The organism is Natrarchaeobius chitinivorans (assembly GCF_003841505.1).
Classification (GTDB): Archaea; Halobacteriota; Halobacteria; order Halobacteriales; family Natrialbaceae; genus Natrarchaeobius; species Natrarchaeobius chitinivorans.
Genome location: NZ_REGA01000001.1, coordinates 266,131 through 290,834 on the forward strand (window position 1 = coordinate 266,131; position 24,704 = coordinate 290,834).

Consider the following 24,704-nt stretch of genomic DNA (forward strand, 5'->3'; position numbering starts at 1 on the left):
GGTGCATCCATCCGCTACGTCTACCACGCCGATTCCGACGTCTACGCAGGCAGTCACAGCCGGCGGATTCGGCTGAGCGGGGACTCGAGGACGCGGAGCATCCGACGAGTTCATCGAGCGTGCGCCCGCGTTATCTGGTCCATGATTCGATCAGCGTCCTGATTCGATCGGGGTTTTGTCCCTTCCGCCTGTGTCGTGTCCGTCCTGCAGACGAACGAGAGAGTTACCCGGGGCGTAGCGCTTCAGTTCGGCGAAAAATGAGTTTCGACAAACTGTTCGAAGTGGGACGAAACGACGTGGAGACGTCCACCAGACGTCGGTGTGCGGGCTCGTGTAAAGCGAGCGTCGGCCGACCAGCGCGTCCGAGACGATCAGGTCGCACTGTCGTCACTCCTCGATCGGCGACTCCTCGACGCTCCAGACGTCCGGAAAGAAGCCCAGACGGCCGCCGGCGAGGAGACAGCCGCCGACCAGTCCGAATCCGCCGAACGCGACCAGGAAGGCGAGTCCGCCGGGATCGAGAACGATCGTCACCGCCGCGCCGACCCACGAGAGCCACCCCAGCGACTCCCAGGGGCGGCCGCCGTAGAGCCGCCAGACCGAAATCGAGAGCAGAAAGCCGCCCATCGCCGCCGCGACGACGAGGACCTCGAGCGCCCGCGAGGCCGCCGCGAGGACGAGGAGGCCGACGAACGCGACGGCGTCGATGCGATCGATCGCCATCGCGATCAGTCGTCGCTCGCGACCGGGACGCTCGCGCGGACCTCGAGCCGATCGAGGTCGCCGACGAACGACGCGAGCATCGCCCGGGTGACGTGTGGCATGCAGACGATTCGAAGTTCGCCGGCGGCGGTCCTGGAGATGCGCCACCCCTTCGCACGCAGCGCCTCGAACGTCGACTGCGGAACGTCGGCCGCGACGAGCGGAAGCGTCGGCTCGACGACCTCGTACCCCCGCTTCTCGAGGGCGTCGGCGAGCCACTCGGCGTTGTTCTGGGAGCGAACGTACTGGCTCCGGTAGCCCGCGGGCCACAGCTCCTCCATCGCGGCGACGGCGCTCGCGACGCCCGCGCCCGACCGGGTGCCGGTGAGCGTCGCCTGCGACGTGGACTCGAGATACGGCGTGTCGACGGCGAGTTCGTCGAGCAACTCCGATGAGCGAACGACCAACCCGCCGGACGGAATCGCGGCCTGGCCCATCTTGTGCGGATCGATCGCCATCGTGTCGACCGGTGCGTGGCCGAAGTGCCACTCGTAGTCGGTAAACGGCAGGACGAATCCGCCCCAGGCGGCGTCGACGTGGAGCATTGCATCGACCTCGCGGGCAATCACTCCAAGTTCCGGGATCGGATCGACGCGGCCGTACTCGGTCGACCCCGCGACGCCGACGATCAGCGCCGTCTCGTCGTCTGCGGCGGCGCGGACGGCCTCGAGGCTCGCCCGGTGGTGGTCGTTCGTCGGGACGATCCGCAACTCGACGTCTAGAAGCTCTGCGGCCTTCTGAAAACTGAAGTGACCCGATTCGGGGACGACGACGTTGGGATCGGGGCCTGTGGCCCGTTCGCGGGCGATCCGGACGGCCTGGACGTTCGCCTCCGTGCCGCCGCTCGCGACGTAGCCCGCAGGGTCGTCCAATCCGACGATCTCGCCGAGGCGCTCGATCGCTTCGTCCTCGAGTGTCGCGACGGTGGGATACGTTCCCGGATCGCCGGGATTGGTCGCGAGAAATCGTTCGGCCGCCTCGCGCGCCACCGGGTGGGGTTCCGTACACATCGACGAGAGCACCCGGTCGAACGCCTGCGGCTCGATCTGCATATCACGTGTGTTGACGGTCGGCCGTTTATGCGTTGCGTTTACGCGAGGCGGGCAACGCCGCCCGTAGCACACCGGTCGCGCGGCCGGATGCGACGGACGGGAAACGACCGGCTCCGCGCGAAGAACCGCCGATCAGCGAACCGACTCGAGCAGCAGCTTCTGCTCGACGCGCTTGACCTCGTGTTGGACGTCGCGGACGGCGTCGATGTTGGCGGAGATCGAACTGATCCCTTCGTTGACCAGGAACTGGACCATGTCGGGTTTCGAGCCGGCCTGACCGCAGATGCTCGTGTCGACGTCGTGTTCGCGACACGTCTCGATGACGTCGCCGATGAGTCGCAGGACGCCCGGGTGGAGTTCGTCGAACCGGTCGGCGACGTTCTCGTTGTTCCGATCGACCGCCAGCGTGTACTGGGTGAGGTCGTTGGTTCCGAAGGAGGCGAAGTCGATTCCCGTCGTTGCCATCTCCTCGACACACAGCGCCGACGCCGGCGTCTCGATCATGACGCCCCACTTGCGCTTAGCGGGATCGATGCCGGCTTCGCTCATCTGGCGTTTGGCCTGGTAGACGTCTTCCGCGTCGTTGACCAGCGGGAACATGATCTCGACGTTGTCGTAGCCCAGGTCGTACAGCCGGCGGAACGCCTCGAGTTCGTGGGCGAAGACGTCGGTTCGGTCGAGCGAGCGCCGAATTCCGCGGTAGCCGAGCATCGGATTGTGTTCGTTCGGCTCGTTCTCACCGCCCTCGAGTTGGCGGAACTCGTCGGTCGGCGCGTCGAGCGTTCGGACGCGAACGGGTCGAGGGTAGAACTCGTCGGCGACGCTGCGGATCCCCTCGACCAGTTCGTTCGTGTAGGCGTCCGTGCCGTTTTCCTCGATGAACTTCTCGGGCGTCTGATTCAACGAGAGAATCATGTGTTCGGTCCGAAGCAAGCCGACGCCGTCGGCCCCGGTCGCGGCCGCCCGCTCGGCGGCTTCGGGAATCGAGACGTTGACTTTCACCTCGGTCGCGGTCATCGGTTTGACCGGCGACTGCGGCCGGACCTCCTCGACGGGTTCGGTCTCTTCTTCCGGTTCGACCTCCGCACCCTCGAGGACGGCACCGCGCTCGCCGTCTAGCGTTACGACCTGTCCGTCCTCGAGGACGGACGTGGCGTTGGTCGTGCCGACGATGGCAGGGACGCCGAGTTCGCGGGAGACGATCGCGGCGTGGCTGGTCATTCCGCCTTCGTCGGTGATGATTCCCGTGGCGCGTTTCATCGCGGGAACCATGTCGGGCATCGTCATCTCGGTCACGATGACGTCTCCCTCGCTGATCTTCGCGAGATCGTCGAGCTTTCGGACGATCTTCGCCGGCCCGCTGACGATGCCGGGACTCGAGCCGAGCCCGTCGACGAGGGTCGTGCCGGAGTCGCCGTTAGATCCCGATGCGCCGGTTTCCGCGTCGCCTTTGAGGGCTCCGCTTCCGTCGGTGACGCCCGCCGTTGGATCTCCAGCGCCGTCGATCGGATCGATTCCAGTGCCTTCGCTCCGATCGGTTTCGTCGATCGTGGTGATCGGACGCGACTGGAGCATGAAAACTTCGCCGTCGACCATCGCCCACTCGACGTCCTGTGGTTCGCCGTAGTGGGTTTCGACGCGCTCGCCGAGTTCGACGAGCGACTCGATTTCCCCCTCGGAGATGACGCGTTCGTCGCGTCTTTCGGATGGGACCTCGCGCTCGACGGTTTCGCCCGTCGACTCGTCTTTGACGTGCATCACTTTCTTCTCGGCGACCGTGACGTCGGTGGATCCGTCCTCCCGGGAAACGACGTAGTTGTCGGGGGAAACGGCGCCGGAGACGACGGCTTCGCCCAGCCCCCAGGCGGCCTCGATGATCATCGTCGGTTCCCCCGTCGAGGGGTGGCTGGTGAACATGACGCCGGACTTGTCGGCATCGACCATCTGCTGGACGACGACTGCGATGTTGACCGTGGAGTGATCGAAGCCCTGTTCCTCGCGGTAGTAGATCGCTCGCTGGGTAAACAACGACGCCCAGCACTCGCGAACGCGCTCGAGCAACCGGTCTTCGGTCACGTTGAGAAACGTCTCCTGCTGGCCCGCAAAAGAGGCGTCCGGGAGGTCCTCTGCGGTCGCCGACGAGCGGACTGCCACGAACGCTCCGCCGTCGTCCCCATCCGCTGGTTCTTCCGCGGCGTCCGCACCGTCGGACCCCACCTCGTGGTAGGCGGCCAGGATTTCCTCGCGCAAGTCGTCGGGAAACGGCGTTTCGGTGATCAGTTCCTGTGCGCGGTCGGCGGCTTCGGCGAGAGACGCCGAATCGTCCGCGTCGACGTCGACGGCGTCGAAGAGTTCGTCGTCGATGCCGGCTTCCTCGATGAACGACCGATAGGTTCCGGCGGTCACGACGAATCCCGGCGGGACGGGCAGACCCGCACCAGTAAGTTCACCCAGGGAGGCACCTTTGCCACCGACCGTCTCGAGGTCGCCGGCACTGATCTCGTCCAGCCAGAGTACAGCCATCTCTATCTGGGTGGTCATGAGAGTGGATAAAGAAGGTTGCGAACGGACCCCAAGAATCACAACTCACATCCGAATGAGGTTGTCGCCGAAATGGCGATTTTCGCCCCTCGAGAGCGTTTCGTATCGAAACGAGCGATGGTAATACGCGATGGGTTTTCGACCGTCTACGGTGTGAGTTCTGCTAGAGAGTGGGGTAGACTGCTAGAGACGTGTGTCGACACCGTTCCCATGTCGTTGCGATCGAACCAGAACCACCTGCAGTAAACCGTGTCATACGGATTGCTGTAACGATTTACCGGCCCACCCGCCGCCCGATCGCGGGTGCGCCGGTACTGACGTACAGTAAACCGTATCAGGCCTCGAGAATGTCGTCCTCCTCGTCTGCTGGCACGGTAAGCGTCCCATCGAGAACGGTGACGCCTCGGCCCCCGACTCTCACTCCGGAATCGAGGCGTACCCGTGCGATACCCGGTCGGTCGACGTAGTGGCCCTGCTCGAGTCGCATCTCTGCCGGCACGTCGCCGTCGAACGCGCCGAAGTGATCGAGATACGCACCGACCGCACCGCTCGCCGTTCCCGTAACCGGATCTTCGGGAACGCCCGCTCCGGGTGCGAACATCCGGCCGTGGAGCGTCGACTCCCCCTCGAGCGCGTCGAACGAAAAGAGGTAGATCCCGGTGGCGTCGACGGAATCGGTTACTTCCTCGATCGCGGCCATATCCGGGCGCGCACCGCCGACGTCGGAGAGGTACGTGATCGGAACGATCAGGAACGGCAACCCAGTCGAAGACACCGCAAGCGGGAGGTCCGCGCTCGCCCCTTCGAGGGCGGCCCGGTCGACGCCCAGCGCGTCGGCGACCCGGGCGTACTCGAGGTCGACCTCACGGATCTTCGGTGCGTCCTGTGTCATCCAGACCGTTCCGTCCGCCTCGAGATCCACCTCGAGGACGCCCACGTTCGTCTCGAGCGACGTCGTCCCCGGATCGAGACCAGCCTCGGAGAGGTAGGCGAACGAGCCGATCGTCGCGTGTCCACAGAGGTCGACCTCCTGACTCGGCGTAAAATACCGAATCCGGCGGTCGTCGTCGTCGCTCGAGCGGAGGAACGCGGTTTCGCTGACGGCCATCTCGTTCGCGATCGCCTGCATCTGACTCGCGGAGAGGCCGTCCGCGTCGGGAACGACTCCGGCTGGATTTCCGGTACACGGCTCGTCGGTGAACGCGTCGACCTGCGCGATCCGGATCGTACTCATATCGGGTATTGAGACGGAACGCTCTTCGCTCTTTTCATGCCACCGATCGGGGACGACAACCGACGCGCTCGAGAACCGCTATCCGCATACATAATTATCAACCCTTACAATTCTGCGCCAACATGTATGCCCCTCGACCCCAATATGTAATATGTTGGCATGGGTCACGAACCCGGTTCGGAAAGCACGGTCGTCGAGGTCGAGTTCGAGATCTCCCATCCCCAGTACCTACTGGTCGAATTGACCGAAACGACGGGCTGTACCGCAGAACTCGTACAGATCCTCCCCAGGAGCCACGGCGCGTACACCGTCTTTCACCGTGTCACCGGAACGACCCCGGAATCGGTCCTCGAGGTGGTCGAGGAGTACGACGAAATCGACGTTCGAGTGGTAAGCAGTAGCGACGACGAAGTCATCGTCGAATTTCAAATCGGCGAAGACGGCGAGTTTTTCACGACGAGCCTGACCGACGCGGGGGCGATTCCGACGGAGTTGAGCAGTCGCGACGGGACTGTGCGCATCGTCGCCGAGATTCCGTCGATTCACTCCGCGTCGGACGTCATTGCGCAGTTTCAGGAGGCGTATCCCCCGGTGGAAATCGTCGCTCGCCGCCAGAAAGAGTACTCCGTACCCCTGTTTCACCAGCAAGAACTCTACGAGTCAGTTATCGATCTGCTCACTCCCCGACAACACGAGGCGCTCCTTCTGGCGTACATGAACGGGTTCTACGAGTGGCCCCGCGAAACGACGGGCGAGCAACTCGCCGACGAGATGGACGTCACGCCGCCGACGTTCTACGAACACCTGCGATCGGCCGAGCGGAAGTTGCTGTCGGTGATATTCACCAAGTGACGGGGGCATGTTACAGTAACAATTGATACAGGGACGAGACGAACTCCCCTGGTACCGCAGCAGGCGAGACCAGTCCTCTGATACCGCAGCAGGCGAGACCAGTCCTCTGATACCGCCGCAGGCGAGACGAGTTTCTCGGTACCGTGACGTTCCCTCGAAGGGACGTTGCGTTCACTCCAGATACTCGCCGGCCAGCAGTTCCACGCGCTCGCGAGTCTCCTCCGGGATGGCCTCGGTGGGCGTGTTGATCGTCCCCTCGAGTGCGCTCCAGGCCTCGCTTTCGAAGTCTTCCGGTATCGTCCGGATGGCGCGTTCGATCACCGCATTGATCGCGTCCTGGTTGGCCGCGGCGTTTTCGAGGACTTCCTGGAGGGAGACCTCGCTGTCTTCTTTCCAGACGTCGTAGTCGGTGATTCCGGTGACCGTGGCGTAACTCAACTCGGCCTCGCGGGCGAGTTTGGCCTCGGGAATGGTGGTCATCCCGACGACGTCCCATCCTTGCGATCGATAGAACTCGCTTTCGGCTTTCGTCGAGAACTGGGGACCCTCGATACAGACGTAAGTGCCGCCGCGTTCGACCACGGTGTCGTCTACGGCGTCTTCGGCCGCGCTCGCCAGGTGGTGGACCATCTCCGGACAGTACGGGTCGGCAAAGCCCATGTGGACGACCATACCGTCCCCGAAGAACGTGGGCGAGCGGTGTTTCGTCCGATCGAAGATCTGGTCGGGGACGACGAGCGTCCGCGGCGGCAGATCCTCGCGGAGGCTGCCGACCGCGTTGGTCGAGATGACCCGGTCGACGCCGACCGATTTGAGCGCGTAGATGTTCGCCCGGTAGGAGGCGTCGGTCGGCGTATGCTGGTGATCAGCGCCGTGGCGCGGCAGGAACGCCACCTCGCGTCCCGCGAGTTCGCCCAGGGTAACTGACTCGCTTGGCTCGCCGTACGGCGTCGAGACGTCCTCCGTTCGGGTGTTCTCGAGTGGCAGTGCCTCGTAGATACCGCTGCCGCCGATGACTCCGATCGTCATACCGGTAGGTGTGTCAACCGGCGACGTAAACGGTCGGGTTCGTTCGCACTGCGGTGCTCGACCGCGGTGGCTCGAGACCCGAACCGCTACCGCTCGAGAATGATCGGTGATACCACAGTTCACGAGCCATGAAGTGTACGCAGTTGTACTGAGCGAGTATGTCCTCCGGTTCGGAGCCGGCCGAGAGCGATCTCACCGAGGGGTCTCTCGTTCGGCCGATGTTCAAGCTGGCCTGGCCGCTCGTGGTCATCCAGCTGTTGCAGGTCGCCTACAACGTCGGCGACACGTTCTGGCTGGGCGCGCTCTCGCCCAGTGCGGTGGGTGCGATCAGCCTCGCGTTCCCGCTTTTGTTCCTGCTGATCGCGATCGGTGCCGGGTTTACGACTGCGGGATCGATCCTCGTCGCACAACATACGGGAGCCGAAAGCGGCGAGGGTGGGATGATCGCCGGCCAGACGCTCTCGTTTATCTCGCTGGTCGCGATCGCACTCGGGATCGTCGGCTACCTCGCGACCGATCCGATGCTCGCGGCCCTCCCGACCGATGCCGAAACCGAAGCCACGATCGTTCCGCTTGCGGCCGACTACCTCCGGGTGTTCTTCCTCGGATTGCCGTTCGTCTTCGGCTTTTTCGTCTTCGTCTCGCTCATGCGAGGCTACGGCAACACTCGCGCGCCGATGCGCGTGATGGTCGTCAGCGTAATCATCAACCTCGCGATCGATCCGCTGCTCATCTTCGGCGTCGGCCCACTCCCCCGCCTCGAGGTCGCCGGCGCGGCGGTCGCGACCGTCATCTCGAGAGCGGTCGCGACGGGCCTCGGCTTGTACATCCTCTATTACACCGACGTGGGGCCGGACATCGAAGCGAGCCACCTCGTGCCGCGACTCGAGTACGTCTCCGAGATCACTCGACTCGGCGTGCCGACGGCACTCGAGCAGTCGATGACGGCGCTGGCGATGGTCGCGATGACGGCGATCGTCGTGACGTTTCCGCCGGCGGTCGTCGCGGCCTACGGCCTCGGCAACCGGCTCATCTCGCTTGCGTTCCTGCCGGCGATGGGGATGGGACAGGCGATGGACTCGATCGTCGGGCAGAACCTCGGGGCCGACAGGGCCGACCGGGCGGAGTCCGCGACGTGGATCGGCGCGGCCGTCATCGCCGGAATCATGGCCGTTGCGGGAGCGATGGCGTTTCTCTTTCCGGAGCCGTTCGTCTCCGTGTTCCTTACGGCGGAAGCTGAAGGACGGGCGGCGACGATCGACTACGGCGTCACCTACCTCCAGTTCGCCGCGTTCGCGTTCGTCTTCATGGGCGTCATGCAGGTGATCCTCGGCGCGTTCCGCGGCGCGGGGAACACGAAGACCGCGCTCGTCTTCGCCGTCTTCGGGCTGTGGATCGTCCGGATTCCCGTGACGTACTACCTGATCTTCGTCGCGGGCTGGGGGACGACCGGCATCTGGGCGGGCGTCGTCCTCGGCGATATCGTCGGCGCGATCGCCGCTACCGCCTGGTTCACCCGCGGCACGTGGAAGGAAGCGCTCGTCGAGGATTTCGACGGTGAAACCGACGACTCCGAAACCGAAGCTGACGGGCCGCCGGCCGCGAGCAACGGCGAATCGGTCGCGGAGTAGACCGCCGGTTCCTGCCTCGAGCGCTCCCGCACGACGATCCGCCCTCGAGCGGGCCACAGCTACGGTTAATGCACTCGAGTGCGCATTGAGAGTGTGTCGAGCGAGCGACGATCGACGGGCAAGCGGTGTGCGCTGTGTCGAGCGCCGATCGCCGAAACCGGAGTCGTGAGTGATACTGTCGGACAGAAGTCAGTGAGAAGTCGATCGCGAATTCGCGGCCGTCGCCTTCGGAGACGGCCGCAGGAAAGCGACCGATCTTCAAATAGTTCTGTCCGACAGTATGAGTCGAGAACCGGTGACGCCTTTTGCTCGACCGGCTGTCGCGACGTCGACGAAGCGCTCCCCGAACGACCCGCAGTCGACGACCGATCGCGTTCGGACGGACACGAGGGTGACGCCGTCTCCGGCCGCGGATCGGGCGATCGCCTGGCGGAACTCGGCCGTGGGTCCGAGTGCGCAGCGGACGATCCGCTCGCCCGGACCTTCCTCCGGATCGACGGGATGTACTCGGCGACCTGCGAGACGTTCCTCGAATCGGTCGCCGAAGGGTGTGACGGCGTCGAGCGCGCCGAGGCGAGTTACGTCGCCGAGGCCGTTCGCGTCGACCACGATCCGGCACGGATCTCGGCGGCCGACCTCGAGGGTGCGCTGAGTCGGCTGGGGTACACCGCCTATCGCCGCGAGAAAGCGGACGCAGAAGACGAAGCGGCGGGCGGAACCCGACGCGCTCGCGAGATGAGCGGCATCCGAAAGCGACGCAGCGACGACATGCTCGAGATACGGTACATCGCGGGAATCGTCTTCGGAACCTTCCTCCTCGTTCCCTACGCCGCCGTTTTCTACCCGGTCTACCTCGCCTCGTACTCGAGTCGAGGCGTGTTGGCCCACTACCAGAACGCGTTCGCGACCCTCGACGGTGCGCTGTTCCTTCCCGTCCTGTTCGTCCTCACCGGCATCGTCCTCTACCTGACCGGCTATCCGCTCTTGCGGGGGGCGTACGTCGGCCTGACACTCAGACGGCCGAACACGCACCTGCTCGCCACGCTCACGATCGTCGGCGCGTACGCGTACGGAACGATTTCGCTCGCTCTCGGTCGGATCGACGTCTACTACGACCTGACCATCGTGGTCGCCGCGCTGGTCATGGCCGCCGTCTTCGCCGAATCGACGATCAAGCGCCGCGCGGTGGATCGACTCTCCGATCTAACGTTCTCGCAGGTCGATTCGGCCCTGACCCTCGAGGCAGGCGGGGAAACGAGGTCGGTTTCCACCGCAGACCTCGAAAGCGGCGACCGGGTTCTCGTCCGGGAGGGAGCGCGCGTTCCGGTCGACGGCGTCTTGCTCGAGGGGCCGTGTACGGTCGACGAGGCGATCGTAACCGGAGAATCGTTGCCGATCTCGAAGGAGCCGGGCCAGGAGATCGTCGGCGGCTCGATCGTGACGAACGGGAGCGCCGTCGTCGACGTCGGGCCCGAGCCGACCAGCCGCATCGACCGGCTCACAGAAACCGTCTGGAACGTCCAGAGCGCGAATCACGGGGTGACCCGCCACGCCGAGGTGATCGCGAAACGACTCGCGCCGCTCGTTCTCGGGGTCGCGATCGCCGCCGGTGGCGTCCGGTACTGGCAGGGCGCGGACGCCACCGGCGTCGTGACGGCCCTCCTCCTGGCGATCGTCGCCACGAGTCCGTGGACGCTGGGATTCGCGACGCCAGTATCCGTCGCCGCGAGCGTCGGGCAGGCGGTAGAACGGGGGATCGTCGTTTTCGACGAAACGGTCTTCGAGCGGCTCCGCGAGGTCGACGTCGTCGTCTTCGACAAGACCGGAACGCTCACGACCGGCGAGATGACCGTCCTCGAGGCAGACGCCCCCGAGGATCTGCTAGAGGCGGCGGCAACGCTCGAGCGACGGGCCTCTCACCCTGTGGCGAGAGCGTTCGCGTCGGCGTTCGGCAGTGACGAAAGCGACGCACCGATTCGGGGCGAGGAACGTGCGGTCGACGACCCGACGCGTGCGGACCGTCGGTCGGGAGAGGCCGAGAACCAGTCGGGAACCGGAGAACCCGAGCCACAGTCGGAATCGGTCACGATACAGGATCAGTCACCTGTCTGTGACTTCCGGAGTCACGCGACCGGGGTCGAAGGAACCGTCGACGGCGAGCGACTCCTCGTCGGCCACCCGGATCTCTTCCGGGATCGGGATTGGCATCTCGGTTCGGCCCTCGAGGACCGCGTCGGTCGGGCGGTTGCAGACGGCCGTCTGCCGGTCGTCGTCGGCCGCGACGGACGCGCCGAGGGCGTCGTCGTGGTCGGCGACGAACCGAGATCGAACTGGGCGGAGACGGTTTCGAAACTCGACGAGAGCGGAATCGACGTGGTCGTCTTGACCGGCGACACGGAATCCGCATCCGAGGAGTTTACCGACCATCCCGGCGTCGAGCACGCGTTCGCGGCCGTCCCGCCGGACGGGAAAACCGCCGCGATTCGGCGGTTGAAAGCCGACGGTCGGGTGGCGATGGTCGGCGACGGGACGAACGACGCTCCCGCGCTCGCGGAGGCAGACCTCGGCATCTCTCTGGGCGGTGGGACCGCGCTCGCGTCCGACGCAGCCGATATCGCGATCCCCGACGAGAACCTCCTGGCGATCGAACGAGCGTTCCGGCTGGCGACCGCTGCTCGCGGACGGCTTCGACAGAATCTGGGGCTGGGCCTCGTGTACAACGCGCTGGTGATCCCGATCGCGGTCGCCGGTCTGTTGAACCCGCTGTTCGCGACGGCAGCCGCGTCGGCGAGTGCGATTCTCGTCGCGGCCAACGCATCCCGACCGCTCGTCGACGAGTGACCGGATCGGTCGCTGCTCGGGCCAGGACGGTCAGGTCGTCGGTACCGGGGCGTCCCGATCACCGGCTGTGGTCGACGTCGTCCGTATCAGCTCTCGAGCAGCGCCCACTCGCCGGGCCCGCGGGTCTCGATGACGTCGCGGCGTTCCATCTCCGCGAGCACCTCGGGAACTCGGTTCGGCTGGGCGATTTCCATCTCGATGCGCTCGATGCTGTGGTACTCCGCGAGGAAGTGACGAATTTCGTCGGGCGTAAACGTCTCCTGGTCGGCTCGGTCCATCGCGCCGGAGATCAGGTCGATCATGTCCTCGATGAAGTTCCAGGGGTAGACGATCCAGGCCCAGTCCTCGAGTCGCTCGCCGACGTAGTCGGGTTCGAACTCGCTGGTCTGGAGCAACTGCAGCGTCGCGGTGCGAACCTCGCCGGCATCGCGGTCGTCGACGTACTCGTAGGCGCGCTCGATCGATCCGCCGGTGTCGGCGATGTCGTCGATGATGAGGACGTCTTTCCCCTCGACGCTACCTTCGGGCATCGGATACCGTACCGTGGGCTCGCCGGTTTTCTCGGCCGTGCCGACGTAGTGTTCCATCTTCAGACTCGTCAGGTCGTCCATTCCGAGGAAATCACAGAGGCATCGGCCCGCGAACCAGCCGCCTCGAGCGAGGGCGACGATGACGTCGGGTTCGAACTCGTCACGTCGGACTGCGTCGCTGACGTCACGGCAGAGGCCGTATATGTACTCCCAGTTCGTGATCGTGCAATCGAAGTCCTCCGGTAGATCGGACATCTGGTGACCACCTACTCGAGAGAGTCGGAGGCGATCCTCATAAGTGGGCTGAAACGCGCGTCGGCCCCGCTCGGTGGGGTTTCTGATCGCCGGTCGTGGCTGCGGTCCGCACGCTGTGTGCATCACCCACTTATTTATAATTGAGTAATACAACCTAGTTATCGATGGCGAACACGCAGATTACAGCCGCTCGAGCGGGAACGGTCACCGAAGAGATGAAACGCGTCGCGGAACGCGAAAACCGCGATCCGGAGTTCGTCCGCGAGCAGGTCGCCGACGGACAGGCCGTGATCCCGGCAAATCGGAACCACGACGCGCTGGATCCGATGATCATCGGCCGGGAGTTCGCGACGAAGGTCAACGCCAACATCGGCAACAGCGAGACGACCAGCGACCTCGAGACGGAACTCGAGAAGCTTCACACGGCGGTCCACTACGGCGCGGACACGGTGATGGATCTCGGCACGGGAAGCGACCTAGACGAGATACGGGAGACGCACCTCGAACACTCTCCGGTGCCGGTCGGAACGGTGCCGCTTTACGAGGCCGTCAAGCGGGCGGAGCGTCCCGAAGAGATCACCACGGACCTGCTGCTCGAGGTCATCGAGAAGCAAGCCGAGCAGGGCGTCGACTACATGACGATCCACGCGGGCATCCTCGCGGAACACCTGCCGTTGACCGACGGCCGCAAAACCGGCATCGTCTCTCGGGGCGGATCGATCGTGGCGAAGTGGATGGAAGAGCGCGGCGAGCAGAACCCGCTGTTTCAGGTCTACGACGAAATCTGTGAGATCTTCGCCGCCCACGACGTGACGTTCAGCCTGGGCGACAGCCTCCGTCCGGGATCGCTGGCCGACGCCTGCGACGAGGCCCAGTACGCCGAACTCGACACGCTCGGGGAGTTGACGCGTCGTGCGTGGGACCACGACGTCCAGGTGATGGTCGAAGGCCCCGGCCACGTTCCGATGCACAGAGTCGCGGAGAACGTCGAGCGCCAGCAAGCGGTCTGTGACGGCGCGCCGTTTTACGTGCTCGGTCCGCTCGTGACCGATATCGCGCCCGGCTACGACCATATCACGAGCTCGATCGGTGCCGCGATGGCCGCCCAGGCCGGCGCGGCGATGCTCTGTTACGTTACCCCGAAAGAGCACCTCGGCCTCCCCGAAGAGGAAGACGTTCGCGACGGCCTCGCAGCCTACCGGATCGCCGCCCACGCCGGCGACGTCGCGAACGAGCGCTCCGGCGCTCGAGACTGGGACGACGCGCTCTCGGAGGCCCGATACGAGTTCGACTGGCGCGAGCAGTTCCGCCTCGCGCTCGACCCCGACCGCGCCCGCGAGTATCACGATCAGACCCTCCCTGGAGACAACTACAAGGAGGCTCGGTTTTGCTCGATGTGCGGCGTCGACTTCTGTTCGATGCGGATCGACCAGGATGCACGCGACGTCGAGGGCGGCGAGATGACCCGTCTCGAGACGAAGACAGACCTCGAGTCCTCGCCCGCTTCGGAGGTGAACCTCCCCCCAGTCGGCACGCACGACTCGCCTTCGACGCCGGAACCGGACTCTGACGGCGAGTCGGCTCTCGAGGGAGCGAGCGACGATTGATACGGTCTGCTATGAGTCTTTACCGGTCGATCGCAGAACGGTGGGCGATCGACCGGCAATCAGCCATAGCAAACCGTATGAGACGGATTGCCGTACCGTGTATGTGACCTCGACTGCCGCGGTCCCAACTGCCGCGGTTCCAGTGGTATGACTGCCAGCAGTCCGACAAAAAAGGCGAAAACGCCCCGTTATCCCGATTTCTCCGTTTCCCGTTCAGCCTCCGTCGCCTCCGCTTCGTCCGGTTCGTCTCGCTCGCTCGAGGCCGGGTCGGCGCTTTCAGTTCCACCGGGGCTGGATCCCGACTGGGACTCCTCGGCAGATCCCGATTCTGACTCCGTCAGGGACCCTTCCGCGAGGGCACGGTCGATATCGTCTTCCCCGATTGCGCCGAGGGACTCGACCGTGAGTACGTTCCCGCCGCCCGGATCGAGAACGATAATCTCCTCTCCTTCCTCGATCGTACCGCTCGTCGTTCGTGCGCTGTAATACGGTGCGAACCCACCTTCGTCGAGTTTGACCTCGCCGTCTCGAGTCGTGATGGTCTCGGTGACGTATCCGGTCGCCCCGGCGAGCGATCCCGAGTCTTTCGTCTGGGCGGTTCCTTTGCCGCCGTAGAAGTCGAACTCGCGGTAGACGTACGTCGCGGCGAGCCCGATGAGGAGGGTCAACCCCGCGAGGATGAGTATGTCAGCCGCAGGCGGGAAGAGGACCCCGATCAGTCCGGCCCCGACGAGAGCGACTCCGACGACGATCAGGTGTGCACCGGGCGAGAGGGCCTCTAGCGCCATCAGTACGAGTCCCACCGACAGGAGGACCAGAGGCATGTTTCCGAGGAGAACCTCGAGCATAGTTGGGGTTAGGGCTCCGCCCGTTAAATGTTTATTGCGCCAACCACCGGTGACGATTCGATCGGTCCGTCGTGGTGACGATTCGATCGGTCCGTCGTCAACTACGAGGCCCGTTCGTGATCGTCGTGTGCGCCCCGATGAGCGCTCCCGCGAGATCGAGGTTCTCGAGTCGCGTTTCTTCGTCGATGATCGATCGCCTGATGTCCCCGTTTCGCACTGTCGCCTCCGGAAAGATCACCGCGTGGTCGAGGTGGGTGTCCTCGAGGGTGGCGTCTGTCATCACGTGGACGTTCTCGCCGATCGTCGTGTTCTCGAGGACGGCCGAATCGGCGACGATCGACTCCCCGTCGAGGTGCCAGGCGACGGCGTCGAGATAGCTCTCGGGCGTTCCGATGTCGAACCACGCGCCCTCGAACGTGTACGCGTAGGTCTGTTCGCGGTTCTGGAGCCACTGGACGAACCAGCCGGGTTCGTCCGGATTGTTTCCGTCCTCGAGATACGTCGGCAGCAAGGAAAGCGCATCCGCCGGAAACGCATAGCAGGCGATCGAAACGAGCGTACTCTTCGGATCGTCGGGTTTCTCCTGGAAGTCGACGACGCGCTCGTCCTCGAGTTCGACCAGTCCGTACGATTTCGCCTTCTCGCGGGAGCCGACGTCGTACGCGGCGAGCGTCGGTGCCTCTTTCCGTGTGAAGTAGTCGAGAAAGTCCGATACCGAGAAGCTGATGAGGTTGTCCCCGGCGATCACGAGCAGGTCGTCGTCTATCCCCTCGCGGTCGATCAACTGGGCGAGCGCGCCGACCACGCCGAACTTGTCGTCTTCTTCGGTCGTCTCCTCGACCGACAGCTGGGGTTTGTCGAACTCGCTGTTCGCGAGATGTGTCTCGAACTCGGAGGCGAACCGTTCGTTCGTGCTGACGTAGACCTCCTCGACCCGGTCGTCCGCCTCGAGTTCCGCAAAGATACGGTCGACGACGGTCGAGTCGCCGATCGGGAGGAACATCTTGGGCCGATGTTTCGTTATCGGCCACAGTCGGGTTGCATATCCGCCCGCAAGGACGACTGCCTTCATACCCATCGGTTTGCGAGCTGGAGGTAAGTTACTTCCCCTTTCATACGGCCCGCTGTGAGCTGTTTTCTGTACAATCGCGACCGTCTGCGGTCACACCGGTACGGTGATCCGTCTCGGCAAAACTGGAAAGTCGTAAAGGTGTGTCTCACGTCTTTCCCGGTATGCGCGAAGCCGACGAAACGACGCGCCAGCGACTCGCCGATGCGTTGCGCGAGAAGCCGGCGACACCGAGTGAACTCGCCGCGGAAGTCGACCTCGTTCCCCACGCCGTCGTCGACCACGTCGAACACGTCGCGCGGTCGATCGAGGAACGCGACGAACAGTTACTCGTCGCCCCGCCGACGTGTCGCGACTGCGGGTTCGACGAGTTCGATCAGCTGCTCAACCTGCCATCCCGGTGTCCGTCCTGTAAGAGCGAGTCGATCGCCGAGCCGACGTTCACCATCGAGTAGTCGGCCGCAGACGACACGCAACGGCCGGCGAAACAGTCACCGACTCGTGACAGTCATTCGAATCGGCCTCCCTCCGCTCGATTCGATACTAATATTTACCCAGGTGCCGACGAACCGGTAGGATCTCTCGAACGATCAGGTAGCTGTCGCTCGTGTCCCACCGACGATCGGCGATCCCGGTTCCGTTTCCGGCCTTCGCCACCTGTCGTCTCGAGAGGAAGATACGAATGACTTCCACCCCCCACCCGGAGTTCAACTGTGCGGAGTTCGTGCTCGCGGTTCTCGACTGGCTCGAGAGCCGAGAAAACGCGCCCGAGGCGATCGACACGTCACTGGAACTCCTCGCAAACAGCCGCCGTCGGGTGTTCCTTCGAGTCATGCGGACCTACGAGGAGCCGCTGACGCTGCCCGACGCCGCCGAGGAAGTCGCCGTTCGCGAGACGGGCGTCTCGGTTCCGGAACTGTCCGCAGAACACGTCGCGGACGTCTACATCTCACTCTATCACGACCACCTTCCGCGGCTGGTCGACGCCGGATTGCTCGAGTACGATCAGGAACGCGATCTGGTTTCACCTGCGGAGATCTCGGAGACCTCCTTCGACGTCTGAGACGGTTTACTATACACAGTCATCGCCGGCACACCCACGGTTCGGGCGGCGGTTGCGCCGGTAAACCGGTACAGCAATCCGTCTGACGGAACTTTAACCGGGCGAGTACCCAACGGGAGCTATGGGGTCCCTTCTGATCTACGGCGCGTACGGCTACACCGGCAGGTTAGTCGTCCGAGAAGCCATACGCCGCGGGATCACGCCGGTTGTCGCCGGTCGGAACGAGAAGAAGGTGACGCGACAGGCCGACGGACTCGGCCTCGACGGGAAGGCCTTCGATCTGAAATCGCCCGATCTCCGTTCTCACGTCGAACGTTTCGACGCGGTTTTGAACTGTGCGGGGCCGTTCGTCGATACGGTCGATCCGATCGTCGAAGCCTGCCTCGAGACGGGAACGGACTATCTCGACGTTACCGGTGAGGTTCCCGTGTTCGAACGACTCCGGCAACGCGACGGGGATGCCAGAACCGCCGGAATCACGCTGTTACCGGGCGTCGGATTCGACGTCGTCCCGACGGACTGTCTGGCGGCATTTCTTCGCGAACAGCTCCCCTCGAGTGACCGTCTCACACTGGGCATCAAGGCAGAAGGCCTGCCTTCGCGTGGAACCGCACGAACGCTGCTCGAACTCGCCGGTGACGGCGGGGTCGTGCGTCGAAACGGACGACTCGTCAACGTTCCGGCGGCGTTTCGAAGCCGTGAAATCGACTTCGGTCACGGCCCCGAACACGCCGTGACGATTCCGCTCGGAGACGTCGTCACCGCAGCGTGGAACACCGATCTCGAGTCGGTCGAGGTGTACGCCGCGATGCATCCGCTGGCGGCCAGGGCGCTGTCGGCTGCCGACTCGCTTGCCGGGTTGCTCGCGATCCCGCCAATCGAGACCGCAGCGAAGCGTCTGATCGACATCGCCATCGACGGACCCGGTGAACGACGACGCAGTGAGGATCGGATCGTCGTCTGGGGCGAAGTGGTCGACGAGTCGGCAGCCGACGGCGGCCGACGAGCGAGCGCTCGACTGGAGACGCCGAACGTGTACGACCTCACTGCCGAAACCGCGGCTGCGGCGGCCGAACGCGTCCTCGAGGGGCGAAACCGAACCGATCGGGAACGCATCCCGCCGGGATTTCAGACGCCCGCCGCCGCGTTCGGCCCCGACTTCGTCCTCGAGTTCGACGGGGTCGACCGGGAACTCCTCGAGGGGTTCGACGAGGGCAGCGAACCGGATCGGTCGTCTGGTGACACGGAGCCGTGACCGCCACTCCAAGACGCCGGCGGATTGGAGTAACCACTGAACGTCAGTTCACACCCGATAGCCGATCCGTCTGGCGATCGGTGTGTAACTCGTTTCATACGGTTTATTGTAAGTCATTGCCGGCGCACCCGCCGCCCGGGTCGCGGGTGCGCCGGTACACAGGTACAGTAATCCGTATCAGTTGTCACTGTATCCGTCCTCGCTCGTCCGGTCACCGTCGGGTGTACTTTCCCGCTCGTCCATCATGTCCCGCGTTCGTTCGATCCACGCGCCACGGTGGAACCCGACCGCGACGTAAATCGTCGCCCACAGGTAGTAGACGACGATCGACGCGTACACCGCCGGGACGCCGTACCCGGCCCGGACGCCGACCACGTACGAGACGCCGAGCATCCCGACGAACATCCCGGTAACCCGACCGACGAGGGGCGTCCGGGTGTCGCTGCCACTGGTGAGTGCACCCGCGAGAACCACGTACAGGGCGGTAAACGGCGCGGCAACGGCGTACGCTCGAGCGAACCCGCCGGCGTAACGTAGCGTCTCGGGATCGTCGGTGAAGAAGGTGACGAGCCACTCGGCACCGACGAAGAGAACGGCGCCGAGCGACCCGACCGTTAGAAGTCCGAGACCGGCCGCAGCCCAGCCGTTGTACCGCGCTCCACCGGGGTCGCCGTCACCGAGGGCCTGGCCGACGACGATGCTCGTCCCGGTTCGATACCCCCGGGACAGCGGCGCGGTGATCTGCTGGTAGACGCGCCGACCGATCTGGTAGGCGGCGTTAACCTCCGTTCCGAAAAGCAGGAGTATCGCGTTGAACGGAAACTCCATGACAAATGTCAACATTCCCTCGAGAATTCGCGGGGCGCTGATCGCGAGCAGCTGTTTCGTGATCGTCCACTGATGTGGACGGGCGAAATCGACCGGAGTGTACGGGCTCCGAATGGCCGCCACGAGTGCGAGCGCGGAGAAGACGTTCCCGAACGCCGTCGCGAGTCCGACGCCGACGATCCCGAACTGGGGGACCGGACCGATCCCGAGGCCGAGGACGATCGTTCCGGCGATGTTGAGCGCGTTCGAGACCGCGTTGACGTACATCGGCGTCCGCGTGTCTCCCGCCCCCTGGACGGACCGCGAGGCCACGAGCGCGACGTGGCGCGCCGGACTCGTCGCGAAGATTATCGCGAGGTAAATGCCGCCCATTCGGGCTACCTCCCATTCGGCACCCAGCAGCCGGATCGCGCCCTGGCCGAAGACCAGCCCGAAGAGGACGAACGGTATCCCCGCGAGCGCACCGAGTATCACTGCCTGCGTGATCGCCTCGTTGCGGTTCGCGGTCTCCCCGCTTCCGGTGTCCTGACTCGAGAGCGCGATGACGCCGCTGCCAAGTCCGAGTCCGATACGCAGTGGCAGTCGGGCGTACAGATCGGCCAACCCGACCGCGGCGACCGCCGCGGGGGAAAACAGCCCGGTGACGGCGACATCCGTCGTCCGCATCAACGTCCGGAGTATCTGCTCGACCATCACCGGCCAGGAGAGGCCAAAGATCCGCCGCCAGACGCGTACGACCCGTCGTCGTCCTCCGGAGAGCACGGGCCGAAATCCCACACCTCGGCGCTTGAAGCTGTTGAAGCCGGAAGCCGCGACGAACTGGCTTCGGAATCGAATTGACACCGACCGGACCGCCTAACCGCCTTCGAATCCACGGAAGACACCGACGGGACCGGCCCGTCAGTCGACGTGATACATAGTACGAGCGCATACTCCCGTCTTTAGACGCGGGAGGAGATCAACTGTCGGTTCGTGGCGGTTGCGTCACTCGAGGGTCCGACGGCGAAGCGAAACGGAGGAGCAGCGACTGGGTGTGACGTCCTCGGTGCTATCGTTCGAGCGTTTTCGGCTCGATTCCGGATCCGATTCCACGAGCAACGCGTCGATTGGACCGTCATGCGGGTTACTGTACGTCATTAGCGGAGTGACCGGGCTCCGTCCCGCGGTCGCTCCGGTATACAGTTACACCAATCCGTATCAGTCAACGTGTCGACGAAGTCGTTCAGCTTTCGTCGTCGATCGGTAGAAACGACGAGTGACCGCACTCACATCCGTCTTTTCGACCGATCAGGTGTACTGACTCGTCCGGCAGTATCCACGCCGCGTACACCGACCCGCAGTGTTCACACCTCGCGGCCACCTTCGGTCTATCTTGGTTCTGTTTCATGGACACACACCCCGTTCCGAAATCCGCAACCGTACTCCAGAAGAGGGGCCGACGAAGGATAGAATCTGCGTCTTCCACAGCCCAAGTGATTGCGCTTTCCACAGCACACTCCGGCGGGCGTTCGGGAATCCACAGGTTCGACGAGTGATGGATCGCCGTCTCGCTCCGGTGGTTGCCAGACCGGGCGGTCGACCACCTGGACAGTAAACCGTGTGATACGGTTTACTGTACGTTATTTCCCGCGTAACCGACCCCGGGGTCGCGGTTACACCGATAAATCGTTACAGGAATCCGTATCAGTCGTCCCCGTTGACGATGTCGTTCCCGAAGTGATCGAACGGCTGGACGTGCATCTTCTTGACGAGGTTGACGGACTGTATCTCGAGTCCGATGTCGGTGAGGCGTTCGGTCGTTCTGTCGATGGCGTCGGAGTCGACGCCCACTGCCTCCACGTGGACGTTGTCGGTTCCGGTGAGCATCTCGCGGACGGTGACGACGCCGTCGATATCTATCGCAGCGTCGACGAAATCGGATCGTTTTCCAACCGGAGCACGACAGATGACCACCATCTGGAGTTGATACTGAGCCTGTTCGTAGTCCAGTTCTGGATGGTAGCCCCGGATGACACCGCTGTCCTCGAGACGTTCGATCCGGTTCCGAACGGTACTTGAGGAGACGCTCACGCGCTCGGCCATCTCGGAAGCGGTCACGTCTCTGGCGTTTTTCTGGAGCATGTGCAGGATTCCACGATCCACGTCGTCGAGTTCGACTGACTCCATCGGCGGCCCTTGGGTGGTCGTTCGAATATGGGCGGGGCTTTCGAACACCGACGGTTCATACCGATCGTGCAGACCTACGCCGGATCTCCGTCTCCGTAACACCTCGTTTCGACGCGTTCGTCGTACCGCCTCGAGAGCCTGCCCGTGATGGGACCGCCGCCGACGTCGACCCCGTCGAGCGTCGCAATCGGTCGGATTTCCCAGGTACGGTTCGTCAGAAATGCCTCGTCGGCCTCGAGTACGTCCGCGAGGTCGTATTTTCCCTCTCGAACCGGCGTCCCGGTTTCGGCGGCCAACTCGAGGACGATATCGCGTGTTATCCCCGGGAGGACGGGGCCGTCGGTCGACGGCGTCCGGAGCGTCCCCTCCCGGACGAAAAACAGGTTACTCGTGGCGCACTCGGCGACGGTTCCGTCGACGTCTACCATCAGTGCGGCGTCGGCGACGGCGTCGCGTTCTCCATCGTCCGCCGGGGCCTCGAGTTCGGTCCGCGCCAGTATCCCGTTTAAATAGTTGTGAGTCTTCGCGCTGGCCGGAACCGCCTCGTCGGGGATTCGTCGCGTCTCGACCGATCGGACGGTCGCCGGTTCGTCCCAGACCGGCGTCCCGTCGGTCCCGCCTCGAGGGAGCGGCCTGACGTATATCACGACCGTCGGGTCGACGTCCGGGCGAGGCGTCAGCGTTCCCGGCTGTACCCCCCGCGTGATCGACAGTCGAACGTACGCGTCGTCGAGATCGTTCGCCGCGAGCGTCTCGTCGATCCGACCTCGGAGGTCGTCCGCGGAGATGCCGTGGTCGAGCGAAAGCGTCGCACACGTTCGCTCGAGGCGGTCGACGTGGGCCGACCAGTCGAAAATGGTTCCGCCGTACGCTCGCATGGTTTCGAAGGCGGCGTCTCCGTAGCGAAAGCCCCGGTCGTCGACGCTGACTGTCGCCTCGGCGGCGGGAACGAGGTCGCCGTCGACGTGATAGAGTCGGTCAGCGGTCACGGATTCGATCCTCCACGGATCCGGCCGTGTTGGCCGGACCGCCAGCGGTTCGTGGCGACTCGAGGCTCACGTCGTATCGTCGATCGGTCACACGACTCGAGTCGGAACCGAATCCTAACAGTATTGCGGTTTTACAGGTGGATCGTCGACCCCGATCCCGGCGTCTCTCCCTTGTCCAAACCGGTAATCGACCGATAGAATAGCACGGAGAAGACCAGAAAGAGGCCGCCCGCGACGGTCGTCAACAACGTTCCGACGCTCACGGCGGTGAGCGCAGAACCGAGATCCGGGGCCGGAGCCGGTTGTCCGGCGGTCGCCGGCGGGAACAGCCAGAGAATCATCCCGCCGTACAGCCCGCCGACTACCCCGCTACCGAAGAGGACGACCAGATAGTAGCCGAACACTTTCAGGACGTTCGCTCTGACGACGTCGACGCTCCGCTTGATGCTGTCGAACGCGCGGGCATCGTCGATGACGACCGCGTGGCCGAAAAACTGGAAGAGAGCCATCACCGCCAGATAGGCGAGGACCCCCACACCGACGATCAGGACGGCAGCGGCGGCCGCAACCGCTCCACCGCCCAGCAAAACGAAGGTCAGGACGCCGAGGAGGAACGCGATTCCGATCGCGAATCCGAGTACGATGCTGATCCCGAATACCACCAGGTAGCCGCCGAACGCCGACGCGTAGTACGTCTTTCCGCACTCGAGAAATCGACCGACGGAGGTTCGATTTCCGGTCGCAACGTCGTTCGCCATCCCAACGAGTCCGGCGACGAAAAACGGCATCACGAACAGCATGAGGCCGGTGAAACCGAGAGAGACGACCGACGAAACGATCGGGTCGAGCGTCTGAGTGAACAGTTGGGGTGTCTGGAGGAGCCCGAGAGCGACAATGGGGACGAACAGGATCGGTTGCTCGAGGAGACGTCCGGGCGTCTGCTTGAGCGAGCGAAGTACAGCCATAGCAACAATTTCGAGAGAACTGATAAATACGCACCGCGTATTCTCCGGCCCGGAACACGCGGTCGCGAGTTCGCCGTTCGCCGCCGTCGATCCGACCCGGAGGCAGCACGCTTTTGCACGACCGGATGGTTCGTCCCAACGTACGGACACGATGTTCGATTCCGTCCTCGAGGCCGTCCAGATGCGGACCCGGGCGTTGCTATCGACCGCCCGGTTCACCCAGTTTGCGAGCGTCGGTCTCGTCGGTGCGACGGTCGACAACGTAGTTCTCGTGTTGCTGGTCGAATTCGCGTCCCTCGAGCCGTTTCTCGCGAAAGTGATCTCGTGGGAGCTATCGATCGTCGTCATCTTCGTCGTCAACGAGCGATGGACGTTCGCCAGTCACGGACGGAAGGGGGTTCGAGCGCTCGGAAAACGGTTCGTTCGCTCGAACGCGGTTCGATTCGCCGGGTTTCTGGTCACGCTGTCGGTGTTGACGATTCTGGTGTACGGATTCGACGTCTGGTATCTGGCCGCGAACCTGGTCGGTCTCGTAATCGGCTTTTTCGTCAACTACACCTGTGAAAGTCTCTACACCTGGAAGGTACACCGTGACTAGCGGGACGAACCCCCACACTGTACCCGAATCACAACCCTTAACTAGTGTACTCGGTTACGAGAAAGTAGCGGGATGGGATAGCCAGGAGATTCCGGCGGGCTCATAACCCGCAGACCGGTAGTTCAAATCTACCTCCCGCTACTTTTCACGGATTCAATACGATCGAGGAGCGTAGCGACGAGTGAGTCCAGAATCCGTGAAAAAGGACGGTGGTAGATTTGAATCAGGGAGCAACTCGTTGAGACCGTGGTTCAAATCTACCTCCCGCTATACTTTTGCCGCGAGCAAGCTCGCGAGCGGCGAGTATAGCACGGTGGTGGATTTGAACGAGAGAAGACCGCGAGCGGTCTTCGCGTTGTTCAAATCTACCTCCCACTCCATTTCGACGCGAACTACTCGAGGAGCGAAGCGACGAGTGCGTGAGCGTCGAAAATACGACGAGTTGATTCGAACGATACCGAGGTTCTGCGCGCAGCGCAGGTTCTCGGGAGTTGTTCAAATCTACCTCCCACTCCATTTCGACGCGAACTACTCGAGGCCGGCTCGTACGAACTATTCCAAGTCGTTGCCGGTGGGACCGCGGACGGAT

20 protein-coding genes and 1 tRNA gene are annotated in these 24,704 nt (G+C 63.8%); 9 read left to right on the forward strand and 12 right to left on the reverse strand.

The genetic code is table 11. The annotated features are described in order from the left end of the window. Positions 1-387: 387 nt before the first annotated feature. The 4 genes from EA473_RS01270 to EA473_RS01285 all read right to left on the reverse strand — a co-directional run bounded on the left by EA473_RS01270 (position 388) and on the right by EA473_RS01285 (position 5,589). Complete coding sequence (locus EA473_RS01270) at positions 388-723, reverse strand: hypothetical protein (RefSeq protein WP_124193845.1); 336 nt, start codon at positions 721-723, stop codon at positions 388-390. 5 nt (positions 724-728) lie between these two features. Further along, positions 729-1,814 (reverse strand): tyrosine decarboxylase MfnA, encoded by a 1,086-nt coding sequence (gene mfnA / locus EA473_RS01275; protein ID WP_124193846.1) that lies wholly within the window; start codon positions 1,812-1,814, stop codon positions 729-731. 132 nt (positions 1,815-1,946) lie between these two features. Next, entirely contained in the window at positions 1,947-4,337 is a 2,391-nt protein-coding gene (gene ppsA / locus EA473_RS01280; RefSeq protein ID WP_124193847.1) for a phosphoenolpyruvate synthase, read from the reverse strand. A 352-nt stretch (positions 4,338-4,689) separates the two neighbouring features. Further along, complete coding sequence (locus EA473_RS01285; RefSeq protein WP_124193848.1) at positions 4,690-5,589, reverse strand: PhzF family phenazine biosynthesis protein; 900 nt, start codon at positions 5,587-5,589, stop codon at positions 4,690-4,692. A gap of 159 nt (positions 5,590-5,748) precedes the next feature. Here EA473_RS01285 and EA473_RS01290 point away from each other — a divergent pair, with 159 nt between their 5' ends. Beyond that, complete coding sequence (locus EA473_RS01290; protein ID WP_124193849.1) at positions 5,749-6,441, forward strand: bacterio-opsin activator domain-containing protein; 693 nt, start codon at positions 5,749-5,751, stop codon at positions 6,439-6,441. A gap of 171 nt (positions 6,442-6,612) precedes the next feature. Here EA473_RS01290 and mtnP read toward each other — a convergent pair whose 3' ends face one another. Beyond that, positions 6,613-7,470 carry an S-methyl-5'-thioadenosine phosphorylase gene (gene mtnP / locus EA473_RS01295; RefSeq protein ID WP_124193850.1) on the reverse strand — a complete coding sequence of 286 codons (858 nt, stop codon included), beginning with the start codon at positions 7,468-7,470 and terminating at the stop codon, positions 6,613-6,615. Between the two features lie 158 nt (positions 7,471-7,628). Between mtnP and EA473_RS01300 the strand changes: the two genes are divergently transcribed. Further along, positions 7,629-9,101, forward strand: coding sequence for an MATE family efflux transporter (locus EA473_RS01300; RefSeq protein WP_124193851.1), 1,473 nt, complete (start codon positions 7,629-7,631; stop codon positions 9,099-9,101). A gap of 93 nt (positions 9,102-9,194) precedes the next feature. Continuing rightward, positions 9,195-11,942: a heavy metal translocating P-type ATPase gene (locus EA473_RS01310; protein ID WP_243645167.1), complete on the forward strand. Its 2,748-nt coding sequence runs from the start codon at positions 9,195-9,197 to the stop codon at positions 11,940-11,942. Positions 11,943-12,028: 86 nt separating this feature from the next. Here EA473_RS01310 and EA473_RS01315 read toward each other — a convergent pair whose 3' ends face one another. Further along, positions 12,029-12,727, reverse strand: coding sequence for a phosphoribosyltransferase (locus EA473_RS01315; RefSeq protein WP_124193854.1), 699 nt, complete (start codon positions 12,725-12,727; stop codon positions 12,029-12,031). Between the two features lie 164 nt (positions 12,728-12,891). Here EA473_RS01315 and thiC point away from each other — a divergent pair, with 164 nt between their 5' ends. Beyond that, positions 12,892-14,334 carry a phosphomethylpyrimidine synthase ThiC gene (gene thiC, locus EA473_RS01320; protein WP_124193855.1) on the forward strand — a complete coding sequence of 481 codons (1,443 nt, stop codon included), beginning with the start codon at positions 12,892-12,894 and terminating at the stop codon, positions 14,332-14,334. A 188-nt stretch (positions 14,335-14,522) separates the two neighbouring features. Here thiC and EA473_RS01325 read toward each other — a convergent pair whose 3' ends face one another. Together EA473_RS01325 and EA473_RS01330 are read right to left on the reverse strand one after the other, a co-directional pair. Then, entirely contained in the window at positions 14,523-15,182 is a 660-nt protein-coding gene (locus tag EA473_RS01325; protein WP_124193856.1) for an NfeD family protein, read from the reverse strand. Between the two features lie 97 nt (positions 15,183-15,279). After that, positions 15,280-16,254, reverse strand: coding sequence for a sugar phosphate nucleotidyltransferase (locus EA473_RS01330; RefSeq protein ID WP_124193857.1), 975 nt, complete (start codon positions 16,252-16,254; stop codon positions 15,280-15,282). A 161-nt stretch (positions 16,255-16,415) separates the two neighbouring features. Here EA473_RS01330 and EA473_RS01335 point away from each other — a divergent pair, with 161 nt between their 5' ends. The 3 genes from EA473_RS01335 (at position 16,416) to EA473_RS01345 (ending at position 18,569) form a co-directional block, all read left to right on the forward strand. Next, a complete protein-coding gene (locus EA473_RS01335; RefSeq protein WP_124193858.1) occupies positions 16,416-16,706 on the forward strand; it encodes a transcriptional regulator in 291 nt (96 codons plus the stop codon). A 227-nt stretch (positions 16,707-16,933) separates the two neighbouring features. Then, the gene (locus EA473_RS01340) at positions 16,934-17,314 is read left to right on the forward strand and encodes a DUF7344 domain-containing protein (protein WP_124193859.1); all 381 of its coding nucleotides are present in this window, start codon (positions 16,934-16,936) and stop codon (positions 17,312-17,314) included. Positions 17,315-17,435: 121 nt separating this feature from the next. Beyond that, on the forward strand, positions 17,436-18,569 hold the full coding sequence (locus EA473_RS01345) for a saccharopine dehydrogenase family protein (protein WP_124193860.1): 1,134 nt from the start codon (positions 17,436-17,438) through the stop codon (positions 18,567-18,569). Positions 18,570-18,746: 177 nt separating this feature from the next. Here EA473_RS01345 and EA473_RS01350 read toward each other — a convergent pair whose 3' ends face one another. The 4 genes from EA473_RS01350 to EA473_RS01365 all read right to left on the reverse strand — a co-directional run bounded on the left by EA473_RS01350 (position 18,747) and on the right by EA473_RS01365 (position 23,517). Beyond that, entirely contained in the window at positions 18,747-20,174 is a 1,428-nt protein-coding gene (locus tag EA473_RS01350) for an MATE family efflux transporter (protein WP_394341288.1), read from the reverse strand. Positions 20,175-21,080: 906 nt separating this feature from the next. Beyond that, on the reverse strand, positions 21,081-21,563 hold the full coding sequence (locus EA473_RS01355; RefSeq protein WP_124193862.1) for an Lrp/AsnC family transcriptional regulator: 483 nt from the start codon (positions 21,561-21,563) through the stop codon (positions 21,081-21,083). A 74-nt stretch (positions 21,564-21,637) separates the two neighbouring features. Then, complete coding sequence (locus tag EA473_RS01360) at positions 21,638-22,552, reverse strand: aminotransferase class IV (RefSeq protein ID WP_124193863.1); 915 nt, start codon at positions 22,550-22,552, stop codon at positions 21,638-21,640. Between the two features lie 131 nt (positions 22,553-22,683). Continuing rightward, complete coding sequence (locus EA473_RS01365; RefSeq protein ID WP_124193864.1) at positions 22,684-23,517, reverse strand: DUF7847 domain-containing protein; 834 nt, start codon at positions 23,515-23,517, stop codon at positions 22,684-22,686. Positions 23,518-23,668: 151 nt separating this feature from the next. Between EA473_RS01365 and EA473_RS01370 the strand changes: the two genes are divergently transcribed. Together EA473_RS01370 and EA473_RS01375 are read left to right on the forward strand one after the other, a co-directional pair. Continuing rightward, entirely contained in the window at positions 23,669-24,115 is a 447-nt protein-coding gene (locus EA473_RS01370; RefSeq protein ID WP_124193865.1) for a GtrA family protein, read from the forward strand. A 66-nt stretch (positions 24,116-24,181) separates the two neighbouring features. Continuing rightward, positions 24,182-24,256, forward strand: a tRNA-Met gene (locus EA473_RS01375). Positions 24,257-24,704 lie beyond the last annotated feature (448 nt).

Bases quoted from the DNA above. Each gene is read 5' to 3' on its own strand.
- EA473_RS01270 (WP_124193845.1), bottom strand. From the start codon at position 723: ATGGCGATCGATCGCATCGACGCCGTCGCGTTCGTCGGCCTCCTCGTC.
- mfnA (WP_124193846.1), bottom strand. From the start codon at position 1,814: ATGCAGATCGAGCCGCAGGCGTTCGACCGGGTGCTCTCGTCGATGTGT.
- ppsA (WP_124193847.1), bottom strand. From the start codon at position 4,337: ATGGCTGTACTCTGGCTGGACGAGATCAGTGCCGGCGACCTCGAGACG.
- EA473_RS01285 (WP_124193848.1), bottom strand. From the start codon at position 5,589: ATGAGTACGATCCGGATCGCGCAGGTCGACGCGTTCACCGACGAGCCG.
- EA473_RS01290 (WP_124193849.1), top strand. From the start codon at position 5,749: ATGGGTCACGAACCCGGTTCGGAAAGCACGGTCGTCGAGGTCGAGTTC.
- mtnP (WP_124193850.1), bottom strand. From the start codon at position 7,470: ATGACGATCGGAGTCATCGGCGGCAGCGGTATCTACGAGGCACTGCCA.
- EA473_RS01300 (WP_124193851.1), top strand. From the start codon at position 7,629: ATGTCCTCCGGTTCGGAGCCGGCCGAGAGCGATCTCACCGAGGGGTCT.
- EA473_RS01315 (WP_124193854.1), bottom strand. From the start codon at position 12,727: ATGTCCGATCTACCGGAGGACTTCGATTGCACGATCACGAACTGGGAG.
- thiC (WP_124193855.1), top strand. From the start codon at position 12,892: ATGGCGAACACGCAGATTACAGCCGCTCGAGCGGGAACGGTCACCGAA.
- EA473_RS01325 (WP_124193856.1), bottom strand. From the start codon at position 15,182: ATGCTCGAGGTTCTCCTCGGAAACATGCCTCTGGTCCTCCTGTCGGTG.
- EA473_RS01330 (WP_124193857.1), bottom strand. From the start codon at position 16,254: ATGAAGGCAGTCGTCCTTGCGGGCGGATATGCAACCCGACTGTGGCCG.
- EA473_RS01335 (WP_124193858.1), top strand. From the start codon at position 16,416: ATGCGCGAAGCCGACGAAACGACGCGCCAGCGACTCGCCGATGCGTTG.
- EA473_RS01340 (WP_124193859.1), top strand. From the start codon at position 16,934: ATGACTTCCACCCCCCACCCGGAGTTCAACTGTGCGGAGTTCGTGCTC.
- EA473_RS01345 (WP_124193860.1), top strand. From the start codon at position 17,436: ATGGGGTCCCTTCTGATCTACGGCGCGTACGGCTACACCGGCAGGTTA.
- EA473_RS01355 (WP_124193862.1), bottom strand. From the start codon at position 21,563: ATGGAGTCAGTCGAACTCGACGACGTGGATCGTGGAATCCTGCACATG.
- EA473_RS01365 (WP_124193864.1), bottom strand. From the start codon at position 23,517: ATGGCTGTACTTCGCTCGCTCAAGCAGACGCCCGGACGTCTCCTCGAG.
- EA473_RS01370 (WP_124193865.1), top strand. From the start codon at position 23,669: ATGTTCGATTCCGTCCTCGAGGCCGTCCAGATGCGGACCCGGGCGTTG.